Here is a 14,684-nt window from a genome sequence, read left to right as displayed (position 1 = left end):
AGATGTTTATCATAATATTGTTAACAATTAAACTTTTCGTTAACAGGTTTGGTTATGAATGTCTGGTTCATCGTTCATGAAGAGTGGATACATATTTGTGTAATTTTTTGTAATGGGGCAGGCAGAATATGCTAAAGAAAAAAAGTGAAATTATATTTTGGGCATCGGTTGTTGTTGTAGCGGCTCCCTTAAGTGCACGCGCCATTGAAGGGGAATTTGACGTAGATGATGCAAGCCCACTGAAACCTTCTTTTACTAGTTTTGTAGATTCAACACCTAAAGGAAAGGTTTGGCAAAAAGTGGACGCGCTTTCTGATGAGTTTAACCATCAGTGGGATAATGCTAAATGGAAAAAATCAAACTGGAACTATTCTGATACACCAGTGAATATGGTCGATACAAATTCTGGAGTGAAGGACGGTCACTTGTGGATAAAGGCCACTTTAGACCCATCGGCACAAGAGCGGTGGTTCAAAACGTCACGGGTGCATTCTAAAGCGAAGATTAAGTTTCCGATGTACACAGAAAGCCGTTTGAAAGTAGCGCATATTCCCGCATACAACACATTTTGGCTAAATAATGGCGATGCTAATAATCGAGATGAAATTGATATTATAGAGCTTAATTCTAAACCCGCTTGTGGTGATAACGAAGAATATCCTTGGCAGATGAATTCCCAGTACTTTATTGTCAAAAAGGGAGAAACTGAGCGCAATAAAAGCCCTTGGAGCACGAAAAAATTATCAAATAAAAATACCCGTAAAAACGTAGTCTGGAATGAGGACTATCACGTTTTTGGTGCATGGTGGAAGGATGAGCACACGGTCCAATTTTATCTTAACGGAGAGCCCGCTGGAGAAGTTATCAGTCGGCAACCGTTTACGCTAGAGCAAGAAATAATTTGGGACCTTTGGACTCAAGATAGCCCTTGGGTATGTGGTTTGCCAGAAAAAGATGAGCTGCTGGATGAAAGCCGCAACACAATGTTGGTAGATTGGGTGAGAACATGGAAGCTAGTATCGAAATAGGGCCAAGTGAATAGAAAGCCCGGCTCTATCGATATGCTTTCCTTTAACAGCGAATGCAGTTAGGTGTAAATTCTGCGCGTAAGCTAGATAACGATAAGTCACTAACGTATTTTTACGATGCTAACCAAAAAGCGGCAATTGAATAATACTATTTGCCGCTTTTTTTTCCGGTAATTCCTCTTTTTTTACTTACTTTCAAACCTTTGTGGGTAAAGAGTACGGTTAAACTCTTTTGCCGATTCAATAAGCGCTGGGTATGGAATGTCTGTCACAGATACAAAGCCAACGTTGTAGTTTTCTCCATCAAATGCTCTGCCGGTAATAGGGGAATCTACATACTGAAACCAGTGTGCTCCCACCATATTGGGGTGGTCTACCACCGACTGCATATATTGTTGATACATCTTGGCTCTGTCTTGTTGATCAGTCGCAGCGACTAAACCAGGATGGTATAGCCCTGAATCTGTATTTGTCCCTATGTGAAATTCACCTATGATACTGGGCAAATCTAGGTCCTTTATGAAGCTCCACTGAGAAGGTTGCACGCCTTCTTTGTAGATGTTGAAGCTTAGTACATCACTGTAGCGAACTGCTGCACTTATCGTCTCATCAGGCATGCCCCAGCTTGCCATCCGTGCCCCCATATAAAGATGGTTTGGCAACGCTTTTTCCAGTGCGGTATGGACTACCTTGAAGTATTGCTCCGATAACATTGTCAGCATCATAGACAAATCTTGTTCTAAATGCTGCGTTTTCAAACTAGGTGAGAAAGGACGTTCTAAATCTTGCCACTGAGTGAACGAAGTTTGCCAATTTCTATTTAACTCCACCACTGACGTATATTTTTGTTTTAATGCATTGATGAACGCTGCTTTAGCTGGGCTCTGGTTCATTGGCTTCGATAGCGCATCTAATATCAAGCCGTAACGTTGTTCAAGTGAACCTTCCTTGCGTCCCCAGCTTTTTTCGTTATCGACAAATATACCAATGCACCAGGGCGATGCCTGTATTTCTTCTGCAATGTTTTCAATGGTTATATTCGCGCGACGCACGAATTCAGGATCGAATGAATCGGGCATTGAACCCCATACATCGTGTTTGGAGCTTAAGGTTTTGAAGTCTCCAATTATCCAGCCATTTGCAAAATAAGGAACCTGCTGATTAGGATAAAACGCTGGATCTACCCAATTACCCATCGACGTAAAACCCCAGTCTTGAAACCTTTCAAGTGTAACCTGCTGCCACTTTTTCTCGTAGCTGTCAGGTGTCGGCTCTCCGTATCTTCGTTCTAAATTAGCGCGATAAAAACTGAAGGTTTCTCCCGAAGTTAATGGACCGCGATGTACTGAGCGTCTATAGCTATAATGATCTGCCAAGTCATCATCATAATTTGGAAGCCAGTTGAACATATCGTGACGGACATCAGAGGCGACAAATCGAGTATCTCTCACCTGATTTGACACATTTACTATGCCCATTGAATCTTCGGGTGTAACAGACTCAGGGTCGACATAGCGGACAGATTCATCTTTGAAGTCTATGCCTGTAAGCGTAGTCAGATTAGCCATACGAACATTCGCAAGCCCGTTAGAGAAGAACAGGTAACCATCTGGGTCTACTAGCCACCATTTACCGTTCATTTTATGAGTACGGAAATATCCGGTGGCCTCTAATTTTGGACCGTTTTTCCATCCGCCAAACCGTGAACGATCTGGCAACGGCTTAGATGCGTTTAAATGCCTTAATTCCTCGTCAGCCTTAGCTTTGAGCTCTGCCTCAGAGTGAATTTTGAGAGGAAAGTCGCGTTTAGCGTTTTGACCAAATTTATCGACTATGTTCTTCCTATAATCGTCACTGTAATCAGGGTTTTCTCGTAGCCTGAAGTTATCTACCAAAAGGCGTTTACTTTCCATATTGCCGCGCGTGAACAGGCGTATTTCTTTGACTGAACTAAGATCTAACGCAATATTACCTATTCGAAAATGCGCCATTTGTTCATCGCTTTGCCAAGCTTCCATGCGAGAGTGCTTGTAGCCAAGATCTGTATCTAGTACTTTGCCACTTAGCACAAAATAGTAAGTAGAATCTGACTTTGCTGGCACTATAACGCTGTGGTTTGCTTGCTCACCGTTTTCAGTGACCACGCCAACGTATACCTGAATAGAGCTCTCCTCATGATTAATAGCGTCGAACGCGAGGTTTACCTCATCGTGCGCGCTCCAGTTCCACCTTTCGGTAGGAACCAGCCTAACAAAAGCTTCTGCTACGTCACCTTTGAATTTAACTTGCAGCTTATTGCCTTCACCCGAAGCAGCCGGTTGAATGTTAGCTGTAGCGTTTTCAGTTATCACCTTCCCGTTTATAGAGGTTTCAAAGTTATAAAGTTCGGTAATTACCTTTGGGGAGGACGTTGGGGGCGTGGTGGTTTGGGCGGGCGTGTTGCACGCTGCCAAACCTAAACATGCTACCGTTATTGCAAAAGACAACGCGTGGACTTTCATGCTATTTTACCTTAATTGTTAACAAAGTATTGTTAACAATTAGTTAAGCAGAAATTTTGATTGATAGCAATTGTTAAAAGTGTAGCTTTGCAAGGTTACAGAGGGCCTCACAAAGCATTTGTGGATGAATGGGATAAAAGAGCCAGCCTAGATAATGAGCAAAAGTAGTTTTGCTCGTTGGTCTTATGTTGGGATGACTCTCGAACAGGTTTAATTAGTAGGGGTCTCGCGGTTTCAGCTGAATGATTTTAGAATAATCTACAATACTATTTTCATTTTTCCAGCGTTCACTCATTGCTGTCAGTCTCTTTACGAGTTTAGGATGAAGCTTAGCAATATTATTTGTTTCAGCAGGGTCTGTGTGCAAGTCGTAAAGTTCATATGCAATACCAGGTGCTTCTAATGTTTGTAGATACCAGCCGGGCTCAATAAGAAGTTTCCAGCGCCCTTGGTACACAATGCTTTGCTGACCTTTGTCGTTGAAAAAAATTGCTTCTGGGGGAGATTGGTCTTCTCCCTTTAGGGTAGTGTATACACTTCTTCCATCCGGTTTTCGGGGTGTTTTGCCGTGAAATGTCTTGGGGAAAGGAGTTTGGGTTATATCAAGTAGGGTGGGAGCAATATCACCTACCCAAACTAAATTATCCGACACCGTGTTCTGCGGGATTACGCCTGGCCAACTGGCAATAGCATGCGTTCGGGCGCCGCCTTCCCACAGTAAGGCTTTTACTCCTCGGTAGGGCACATTCATTAAGCCGTCTGTGTGCGCTGCCGAGCCATTATCAGAGAAGTACAAAATAAGGGTGTTGTCGTACTCTCCAGATGCTTTTAATTGGCGGACAATTTTACCCACATTCTCATCTATTTTTTCCATCATTGCAGCGTGAACCGCGGCTATTAGACGAAGCTCGTCTACTTTTTTATCACTGAGACCTCTTAGCACATGTTTTGCGCTTTTCGACTTCGCATCTTTAGGAAATAAGCCTGACTTAACAAGCCCTTCATATCGCTCGTCGACCATTTTTTGTAAATTTTGATAGCGCGCTAAATACTTTTCTACCAATTCTGTGGGAGCTTGTAATGGTTTATGAGGTGCCCTAAAAGCTGCGTATAAGAAAAACGGGGAGGGGGTTTTAGCCGCGTCTTTAATCATCTCTACCGCGCGGTCTGTCATGCCATCAGTAGCATAAAAAGCTTTTTGCGATTTACCATGACATGCACCATAGCGGCTTTTTTCCGCTGGACTCTTTGCATAGCAGTACATGTCATAATCTTGAGAATATTCTAACGTCGCTCTTTCATTCCCCTCATAGTATGGGTGATCATCTTCGGGCGTATAAAATAAGTTGCCTTGTGCCCCAGCAAAAACAAAGCTCTTTTGAAATCCTCGTTGAGGTGGAAGCGCAAGGTAGTCTAGCTCCATTTCCTCAGGCGTTAACTTCATTGCAGTATGAGTTTTCTCCCAAAGGGGAGCGAGTTTTTCTGGGTTTTGTTTTATATAACTACCGCCAAGATGCCACTTCCCAGCCATCATTGTTTCGTAGCCATTGCTTGCTAATAGCTCAGATATCAAAGGTTGCTCATAAGATATGCGGCCTCTGTGTGCAGAAAAAGGCAGTTCGCGAACCCAGTCGCCTACTACACCACCGCCGAAGCCAACATGAGCAGCATCGACCCCTGTTAAGAGCGATGCTCTTGTAGGGCTGCATCTAGCGTTGCTGTAAAATTGACTGAAACGCATGCCGCTTCGCGCAAGCTCATCGAGATTTGGTGTATCTATTTCACCGCCAAAAGAACCTATATCTGAGTAGCCAGCGTCATCTGACAAAATAACTACTATGTTGGGGCGCGAGTCTTTAGCTAAAACATTCGTAGAAAGGATTAGAAGGATTGTAAAAGCCGTGCTTAAAGAAAAAATGTTCATGGTTGTTTACCCAAGTATTAAATGTTGCCTCATGAGAAAGATGAGCCTGAGATTTTATGTGCCGTTATGCCTAAAGAATGCGCTGGCGGTAAGCCTGACATTATCGGCCTACCACCAAAGAGTTAGCTCAATCTTGGCATCTAAAATTTAAGTTGCTGAGTGGCAGGACGCCATGACCGTATCCAGTCATAGCGAGTAGTTCGTTCATCTTGTGTACCTGAGACTACTACACCGCCATCCTCAGGAACTGGATTCCAGTCATAGGTTTCAATGGCCATTTGGTAGAAAGCGGGTACGTCCCACTCGACACTTGGCTCAATTGAATACACGTACTTTCCATCCAAATAAAAGCGAATTTCCTTCTCTGATTTCCACCAAGCTGCGTAGACGAAATAGCGCTCGTGGTTTTGTTCAGACAGGTATTCACGCCCCTCAATTTGTACTTTATCTGGATTGTATTTGTTGACGCGATGAATAGCATTAGAGTGAAATATGCGATCCCAATTCTTCGCCCATTCAGTGGCAGTGGGAGACATCTTGCCTACACACTCTTGTATATCGAGTTCAAGTTTTTTTACGCCATTAGACTTTGTCATTAACCAAAACGTGGATGACATTTCTGTAGCATTTGCTTTCATTCGAGCTTCATAGTACCAACCCGGCTGGCCTGCATTAAGAGAGCGTACAATGGCTCCTTGATATTTGTACTCGCGGTCTTTTAGGTATGTGTTTTTTTCAAGGGAACTAACCTCTACATTCATTGAACCGCCAGACACGCTGACATTCTCAGCTTTAAATAAACCGGGTGGGCGTCCAATCCACATCCAACCATTACCTACGGGCTCTACTTGCCATTTGTTAAGATCAATATCACTGCCATTGAATTCGTCAGACATTGATTCAACCCGTGTCCAGTTCACCTTTTCAATTTGCGGTGCGTAACCTGGTATAGAAAAAGGAGCAGTGGCTGCTTTGGGGGCCTCATTATTATTGGAACTCGATGTTGGCGCACAGCCCATTAAGAAGAAGAACAAGGCGCACAAAGCAAGCGCACGCTTTAATATACTGCCTAATGTGCAGCGTGGTGTGCTGCAGATGCTGTAAGAATGCCTATTACGCATATCTGACTACTCCATGTTGCTGCGCAGAATTACCTTTACCGCTTGGCGTGATGTAGTTATTAAAAAACGATGCCATGTTAGCTCTCGCCTTGTGAAATCTTTCAATCTCTTTTTTGTCCACAGTGCAAGTCTTTGGGTAAATTCCCATACCAGTTAAGATCGCGAACCACGACAAGGAAGGGTAGTATTGAGAAATATTTTGCTGGTTTAATTCTTGTTCAAGGTCTCCTCCCTGGCTCCATACTTCCAATACGCGCTTCAATGAATCGGAGATGGCGATATCATTGCGGCAATCTTGCCAATACCTCGTATCGTTTCGACTGTTTGCTAGGTAATGCAACGAAACATAGTCACGTATGTGGTCAAAGGCGGCGTTAATGCCATTATTTACGTTATCTTGATACTCGTTAGTATATTTCCCTTTCTCAAAGTGCGTAATGAACTGCTCTATGGTCACGAGTGTCATTTGCAGCCCCGTTGCTTCAAGCGGTTCAATAAAACCTTGTGAAAGACCAACGGCTAAGCAGTTCCGGTACCAGTGTTTAGTGTTGCGACCTACTTTCATTTTTAAATGATGAGCGGCATTAGTTTCGCTATCGGCACCGAGTGAGTGTCTGAGTTGTTTCTCTGCATCTTCAGCTGAAAGGTGGCTGCTACTGTATACATAGCCGTTCCCAGTGCGTTGGGTGAGAGGAATTTTCCAGCGCCATCCACAGGGCATTGCAGCAGAGAGTGTTTGAGGGCAGTAAGGCTTTTCTGCAGCGGTTGGTATAGCAACCGCCGCATCATTAAGCAAGGTGTCGCCATAACTAATGAAAGGCACCTTTAGTGCTTTTTGCATCAATAGGGACTTGAAGCCACTACAATCAATAAAAATATCGGCATCAAAGCGTTGAAGGCTTTGGTCGTGAACTGCTGCTATATCGCCATTAGGGTGCTTTTCTACGCCAAGAACTTTACCTTCAACGTGACTAACACCTTGTTCAAGCGCTTTATTTTTTAAGTAGTCGCCTAACAGCTTTGCGTCGAAATGATACGCGTAGAAAGTTTGCTGCTTAACAAAGTCGTTAGAACTAGGTAGTTGAAAGTTATTCGCCAAACGAGTCATAAGAAAGTAATCATCGGGATGAACGTGAATATTAAGGCCTTGGCGTCTTAGCGAAACATGATGTTTAAATAAGTTGAAAGTGACGTTATCTAGCTCAGTGGTAAATGGGTGGAAGTAGTGTTGAAAGCCGGGTGTTGTCGACCAGTCGGTAAACCTGATGCCAGTTTTATAAGTAGCGTGGCATTTAGGCATCCATTCGCTTTCAGAAATATTCATACGTTCAAAAAAACGGCGTATATAGGGGGTTGAGCCCTCACCTACGCCTACGGTCGGAACGTCAGGTGCTTCCATTAGTGTGATTGATACGCCTTGTTTTTCCCACGCTTTAGCTAATAAATTGGCGGTCATCCAACCAGCTGTTCCGCCGCCTAGAATGAATATTTTCAGCTTTGCTGTCATTGTTAATGTCTCCTGATTACTCTCACGACCTTAAAATGACAGTCGAAAAGCGGGTGAAAGCCTTACCGGGTATTACTACTATCTTGCTAATGGATAAACGTTTTTGTTAGAAGGTTAGGGTTGCTTTCAATAGCAACCCTAACCTTGTTTCCATTATTGACGAGGTACTGGATACATCGAAATGTTATCGATTTGTAGTTCATCGCCTGCACGAATGTACAAAGCGGGCTGAACTGTAGTAGAGGACCAGTCGAAGTTGACGTCACTATTGATATTTCCACCGAAGTAACGACTATCAGATGTGGTATCGATATGCATGTAATATGTAGTCCACTCGGTTGGGCTGCGTTTAGCAAAATCTACTCTCTTTGTAAAATTGCTACCGGCTACTTCAAAAATACCGAATTCGATAGGGACTGCTCCTGTATCAGAAGTGTAAGAAGGCGTACGCATATCAAATTGAATGATGTAACGCATTCCTTTTTTAATCGCCCCCTGTGGGAAAAAGCTGGGGTCTAATTCCAACCGTTGTTTTTCTCCAGTATTATTTGTTACGTGCAGACCATAATCAGAGCCGTTGCCGTTTGAAGCACGATTTGCATCTAAAGTGACCTCCAAATTTGCATCGCCTGTAACACTCCAGCCTTGCGCAGAAGGACTTAAGAATCGACCATTTGAAATCAGTTGACGGTTCTGGCCGCCGCTATTGACTTTAACGATTGCTACGTCGTCGAACTGAGTGTTTTGGTTCATCAATAGGGACAAGCTAAACTGCTCATCAGTGCCAGGGTCAAAATAATCAGAAGCGCGCAGAGTAGTTATACGTTCCACCCAATTATTAGTCACGCCAAGTGCAGACTGCAAAACTAGGTTTTCTACAGCATTATTGCGGTCAAAATTGTCGCCTCTGTTAAGAAGACCGTTAAGCGTACCCCAAGGCGCGGCCGCTACTTTTGCATACACGCTGATGTAGAAAAGATCGTTTTCATCTATTTGGTTTTGCTGAATACCTGTCATACCAAGCGTGGTAAACATTCCATCTTGCATGCTTGTAAGACTGTAATCTCCTGAATGCTGCTCTGCATCTGTAACGAATAAATTCGCCGCCGTTGCCTCTGAGGCAGGATCTGGTTGGAATATCCACGCGCTTGAGTCGAGTGAGCCACTTTCAAAGCTTGGATCACTGTTAGTGCCCCTTGCAGCAAGGTTGGCACTTACACCTTTTATAGTGACATCTACACGTCGCTCATCTGAAGTCATATTTCCATCAGTAATTTGATACGTATAGGAGTATTGCTTCGTTTCACCGGGCGATAAGTAAGTGAAATGGTAAGGGTCTATGTTAATTCGATTGCCATTAAGAAAAATGCCGTACTCTGTTTCAGTTGAGCCTACAGGCGTTAAGCCAACAACAGACATTTCGTCACCATCAAGTTCTATAGCGTCTTCCAGCAAGTTAATGCTTGTTGCATCGCTAGTGCTCTCAACGGTTTTTTCTAAGTCGTCGAAGAAAATTGGTGCATTTTCTTCATCTGCGCCTAACACTGTCACCACGATCTCTCTAGTGGCAACGTTATTACCGTCAGAAACACCAAAGCTAACTGTTACATCAACGACCTCCCCAGCGCTCAATATTTCAGCAAATACTGAGGCGTTAATCGTTAGGTCAGCGCCGGTCATTAAGCCTGTAATCGGGTCTACGTGTCGGACGAATGAGGCAAACCCGTCTGGCACTTGCATTCCATTAGATGCCGTTACCGTGAAGTTGACTATATTCAGGTTTTCCTGAGTATATAAATTTCTAATCGAACTGTAATAATCTTCCAAATTACCAATTTCACGTTGCCAAGCTTGGACATCGTAAATGTCTTGGTCGTACAGTCCAGCAACCATATCGATAGTGGTAGCGTCTGACTTTTCCGAGACCAATAGGGATGGAGGCTCGACTGCTATTTGATTGCCGTCAGAGTCTAGCCTAGGTGTGCCATCGGCGTTAGTTTCAATAAATGAGGGAGCTTTATCTTTGCCATTTACAATGGCAACAATTTGGCGTTGGAGCGTTTGCTCTCCATCAGTAACTTCGTAGGCAAAACCTAATTCTGCAGTTTGACCACTGCGTAGAATAGGTGCAAAGTTTCGAGGCGTAACACGCAATTTGCTTTCTAAAAATTCGAATCCAAAGATGGCTTGGTCAACGACCGGAAGATTTTGATATTCGCGAATATCAGCAGCAATCTCAGGCGTTATTGTCGAACCAGCTTCTACTCCGAATTCCGCCAGAATCGGGTCGCACACATCAGGGAAGTTTGCTGCGTCCACTGTCGTGTTCGCGCAGTCGGGCCCTGACCATAGAAAGGTTACGTTTTTGACTGATAAAGTATCACCATCGGGATCGGATATCCCCTGAAGCAAATCTATATCATAGAAATCTACAAATTGGTTGGGATCGCTTGGGTCAGTAAAAGTGACCTCTGACTCTTCGAAACTTACTTCCCATCGAACAATTTGCTCATTATTCGACATAACTTCCATGGGCTGACCACGGTCTGTGTTTAATGCTTCAACACTTAACTGAGGTGCGCGGTTGGGGCCATTCGAGCCTATGCTACCTGTACTACTATCGTCACCGCCACCGCAGCCTGTAAGTGCAAAAGCGACTGAAAGTGCTAGTAGCGTTGTTTTTTGAGTTCTCATTATCTGTGCTCCTAGAAATCTATACGAAAATCTAAACGGTATGTACGGCCTGTTTTGTACAACTGTTGGGTTCTAGATTGCGTGACATTACTATTTTCTAGCGGGTTACCTTCGTCGTAGAGTACAGTCACTTCCTGCCCGTCCACTATTTCTGTATCACCCAAATTGATCGTGCGACTAGTAAAGTAGTTGCGCGTCTCTTCGTCAGTAAGGTTTATGGCTTGAAATGAAACGCGCATGTTTTTCGAAATCTGGTAGCTTGCGGTTAAATCAAACAACATACTTCCATCTCGCCACAGTGAGCCTTCGTTCCATGTTCTTTGAATCAGCTCGTCAGATTTTCCACGCATGGCAAGACGAATTTGATGACCACCTTTTTCCCAAAATATGGTGGCGTTATAACTGTGTTCAGGCGTCCACGACTGTGGATATTGGGGAAGTGTTTTCGTCTCATCAAAAGAAGAAAACTCAAGGTCTGTCTTACTATCTTGATACGTATAGTTAACCTGAGCGCCCAAGCCTGACCAAATACCAGGTAAAAAGTCGTAAACCTGTTGATAACTGAGCTCTAAACCCTTAATTTCAGCTCCAGAGCCGTTACGTAATCGTGTAGCCGTGAATTGAGAACACCAACCTATAAGATCGTCAGACTCGTCAAACCACCAATCAGCCTGAAGGCTACTGATATTTCCTCTGTCAGGGAAACAAGCCGCGTAGCCTTGACCGTCTATAAGATCAGGGTTTTGCAGATTTTCTCGAACTTCAGCTTCTGTCAGAATTAAACCATCTACATTATATGGTTGAGTAAGGTCTACATGACGTAAATCTTCTGCGTAAACTAGCGCAGCTTCTCTTTCTTCAAAGTTTGACAAGTCTTTATAGAAGAATGCAGCAGAAATTAAACTGGTTTCGTTAAAGTACCATTCCAACGATATATCCAGATTTTTTGATTCCTGAGGCATAAGTCCAGGGTTAAATAAATTGATGTTACCGCTAGCTGCATCATGCGGAGCCCAGAAATTTTCGTTCAAATTAAATCCTGGGCGAAGTGAATCTATGTTCGGGCGAGAAATAGTTTTTGAAACCGCAAAGCGGCTAATTAGGTCTTCACCAATTTGATAGTTAAGGTTCAAGCTTGGAAGGAACATGTCGTATTCATTGCCCCCCTGAGTAGCGAAAGCTACGATCGAACGGTCTTCAGGGCTATAAGGGTCGTCTCCCCAAATGTAAAAAGGGTGTCTTGAGATATCTTCGTGACGGGCAAGGAAAAACGAAGTTCCAGCGCCTTGAAGTGCTAATGGGTCATAACAAGGGTAGCCAGATGGATCGGCCGGTAATCTTACCGGTGTTTCGCCAGTCAAATCCCATCCTAATCCATCAAGTCTGTTGTAGCCTGGGAATTGATTTGCAACTAACGGATTTCCAGGGATCTGGCATTCAGGATTGTTGACAAAGTCACGAAGTTGCCTAAAAAAGAATGGATCAAAAACACGCCCAAATACATTGTCGCCGGCAAAGCGTGCGCCAGAATTACCAAGGCTTGCACTTTCTGTTTTTATGTAGCGAACACCGATATCACCTGTAAGTCGCCCCTCTAAATATTCATAGTTGGCCATGAAGTAAGCTGCTTGGTGTTTTAGCTCTGTTTCTCTAAAGTTCGCAGGATCAGGTCGCAAAGCTAGATTGTCTATGCCTAATGCTTGCTCTTGTAGAAGCTGAGCTGAAATAAGTGGCCAACCGTCGGTCGCAGCATTCATAGGAATACCTAACGACTCCATAAAATTGTCGTAGGGAAATGAATCTGCAATTGTATAATTAGCAATTGGCACAGTGCCTAAATTTTGCCCTTCTTGAAGAACCTGTTGACCTACTAAGTTCCCATCCGCGTCGAAAACATCAACGGTTACAGCCTGAGAAGTATTGTTTAAGGCGTAAGCCTGATCATCGACTGTCTTTGTGCGTTTGCGATATTTTGCACCAAACTCAAATTTGGTAATACCGGCAAACTCTACATCCCAATCAAAATCGACAAAGTATGTTTCTTGCTCATCATCCACCTCTCGGTCTAGCAATCGAAAGTTATTAGTATTGTGAGAGGCAATATCATCTGGATTCCAGGCGGTTCTAGACGTGTTATCAAAAAGAGTAAAAGGGTCATTTTCAGATATTAAACCGTCGCCGAAAACCATACGGCATGGACCTGATGTACAGTCATAGCCCGCAGGTTGTATGCCTGTATGTGGCTCGCCTTCAGGACCTGCGAAAAGGCGGCCCATAGGTGGGTTGCCACCATTGAGAAGGTATACGCTGAAGCTTTGATCAGGACGTTCTGAGGTTTTTGAATAATTAGCTCCCGCTTCCATACGCAAATCGTAGGTGATTTCCTGCTCCAGCGTTAGCCCAAGTTGAATGTTTGAGGTATCTTCGCCTCTATCATTGTGGCGGTATCCTCCATCGGCAAAACGACGAAGTTGTCGAGTTACTGTGCGGGTATCTGTATTTACATTAGTCCAATCTAATGTAGGATCTGAAAAGGTAGGGATGAATGGCTGACCATTAATCTGGACGTCGCTAACTTCGCCTTCTACAAAGTTTCTCCGTTCAGGAAAAGCGTTACGAGCAATAATGCCATTTGTATACTGCTCACTACTGAATTCACTATAATTGAAATCAAATATAATATTACTAGTGTCGGTTGGTAAAAACTGAAGACTACCGTTTACACCAAAGCGGTCGCGATCATTTTGAAAAAGCGTGTATTCTACTTCGGTAGGTGCAATAGCCGTGTAGTCTGTAACAATGTTTCCATTCTGGTCATAGGCAGCAACAATATCACGTTTCTGAAAATCGTTGATCCTCATCTCGTCACGTCTTACAGAGTTAGTTTCTGTGTATCCTTGTATGATAAAACCTAACCGGTCATCAAAAAATTTCTCAGAAAAAACACCTGATAGCTTATAGTCATCGTTTTCAGAAAAGTCGTTGTAGCGACCTTGAATAGTTAGAGAGCGCCTGTCCTTACGAATATCTAACGGTCGAACAGTATTCAAACTGATGGATGCACCTAAAGAACCTTCATCGTGGTCGGCGCTAGGGGTTTTGACGACATTGATACTTGATAGAATATCAGAAGAGAAAGCACTCAAATCGACTGCTTGATTAAAATCAGAGCTAGTTAATTGAACACCATTTAACGTAATCATATTTTGGTTAGGATTAGCACCACGAACGGTAATTCGTGTACCTTCGCCATCTTCACTTTGAACCGAAACACCGGTCACCCTAGATAGCGCATCTGCAATGTTTTGATCGGTAGACTTACCTATATCCTCCGCAAAAATTGAATCAGAAACATTCTTAGAGTGCCTTTTATCTGACATCGATTTAAGTAAGCTTCCTTTATAGCCACTAACGGTGATGATCTCTACATCATCTTCATCGTCATTCTTCTTTTCTTTTTCTTCTTTAGGCTTTTCAATCTCTTTTGATGAAACTTGGCGCTCAATATCACTATTTTCTTGGGCCCATAAATATGCCGAGGGAGAAGCTCCCAATATAGCTAGGGCAAGAGCACTAAGTTTAAACTTTGGTCTTGAAATATTCACGCATACCTCCTACCGGTGGCGCGTGGTTGTGTGTTCTTAAGTCCACTCACTTACGCCTTCCATTTTTGTGTTTTCATCCCAGTTTCGCCAACGTGGCAGCACCCTAGTTACTTCAAGATACAGATTCTACCTCAGACAAAACACGTAAATAACAATTGGTTTACAATTATTTCAATAAACAATAATACTTAATTTATATAATGTAAATGGTAAATAGTTTTTTGTTAACAATTTTAATGGGGGAGGGTGGGGGTATTTCTGTAAGTTGCTGAAATTTGTTGGTTTAACTTTTTTTGCTTTTAAT

At 43.3% G+C, this 14,684-nt stretch carries 7 protein-coding genes; 1 reads left to right on the top strand and 6 read right to left on the bottom strand.

What is annotated here, in order from left to right; all coding sequences use genetic code 11:
- Positions 1 to 128 precede the first annotated feature (128 nt).
- Positions 129 to 1,028, top strand: coding sequence for a family 16 glycosylhydrolase (locus KL866_RS19375; protein ID WP_214996575.1), 900 nt, complete (start codon positions 129 to 131; stop codon positions 1,026 to 1,028).
- Positions 1,029 to 1,213: 185 nt separating this feature from the next.
- On the opposite strand, the gene KL866_RS19370 is transcribed toward KL866_RS19375, so the two are convergent.
- The 6 genes from KL866_RS19370 to KL866_RS19345 form a co-directional block, all read right to left on the bottom strand.
- Positions 1,214 to 3,529 (bottom strand): hypothetical protein, encoded by a 2,316-nt coding sequence (locus tag KL866_RS19370; RefSeq protein ID WP_025254068.1) that lies wholly within the window; start codon positions 3,527 to 3,529, stop codon positions 1,214 to 1,216.
- A gap of 214 nt (positions 3,530 to 3,743) precedes the next feature.
- Entirely contained in the window at positions 3,744 to 5,453 is a 1,710-nt protein-coding gene (locus KL866_RS19365) for a sulfatase-like hydrolase/transferase (RefSeq protein ID WP_214996573.1), read from the bottom strand.
- Positions 5,454 to 5,593: 140 nt separating this feature from the next.
- Positions 5,594 to 6,574 (bottom strand): glycosyl hydrolase, encoded by a 981-nt coding sequence (locus KL866_RS19360; RefSeq protein WP_251140190.1) that lies wholly within the window; start codon positions 6,572 to 6,574, stop codon positions 5,594 to 5,596.
- Positions 6,567 to 8,081: a tryptophan halogenase family protein gene (locus tag KL866_RS19355; protein WP_214996571.1), complete on the bottom strand. Its 1,515-nt coding sequence runs from the start codon at positions 8,079 to 8,081 to the stop codon at positions 6,567 to 6,569. The genes KL866_RS19360 and KL866_RS19355 overlap by 8 nt, the downstream gene beginning before the upstream one ends.
- Before the next feature lie 153 nt (positions 8,082 to 8,234).
- Positions 8,235 to 10,775, bottom strand: a complete 2,541-nt coding sequence (locus KL866_RS19350; protein ID WP_214996569.1) for an Ig-like domain-containing protein — start codon at positions 10,773 to 10,775, stop codon at positions 8,235 to 8,237.
- An 11-nt stretch (positions 10,776 to 10,786) separates the two neighbouring features.
- The gene (locus tag KL866_RS19345) at positions 10,787 to 14,380 is read right to left on the bottom strand and encodes a TonB-dependent receptor (RefSeq protein ID WP_025254073.1); all 3,594 of its coding nucleotides are present in this window, start codon (positions 14,378 to 14,380) and stop codon (positions 10,787 to 10,789) included.
- Between the last annotated feature and the right edge of the window lie 304 nt (positions 14,381 to 14,684).

The sequence above is a fragment of the Alteromonas sp. ALT199 genome (genome assembly GCF_018619335.1).
GTDB lineage: Bacteria > Pseudomonadota > Gammaproteobacteria > Enterobacterales > Alteromonadaceae > Alteromonas.
This window is presented reverse-complemented; position numbering and strand designations above follow the sequence as displayed.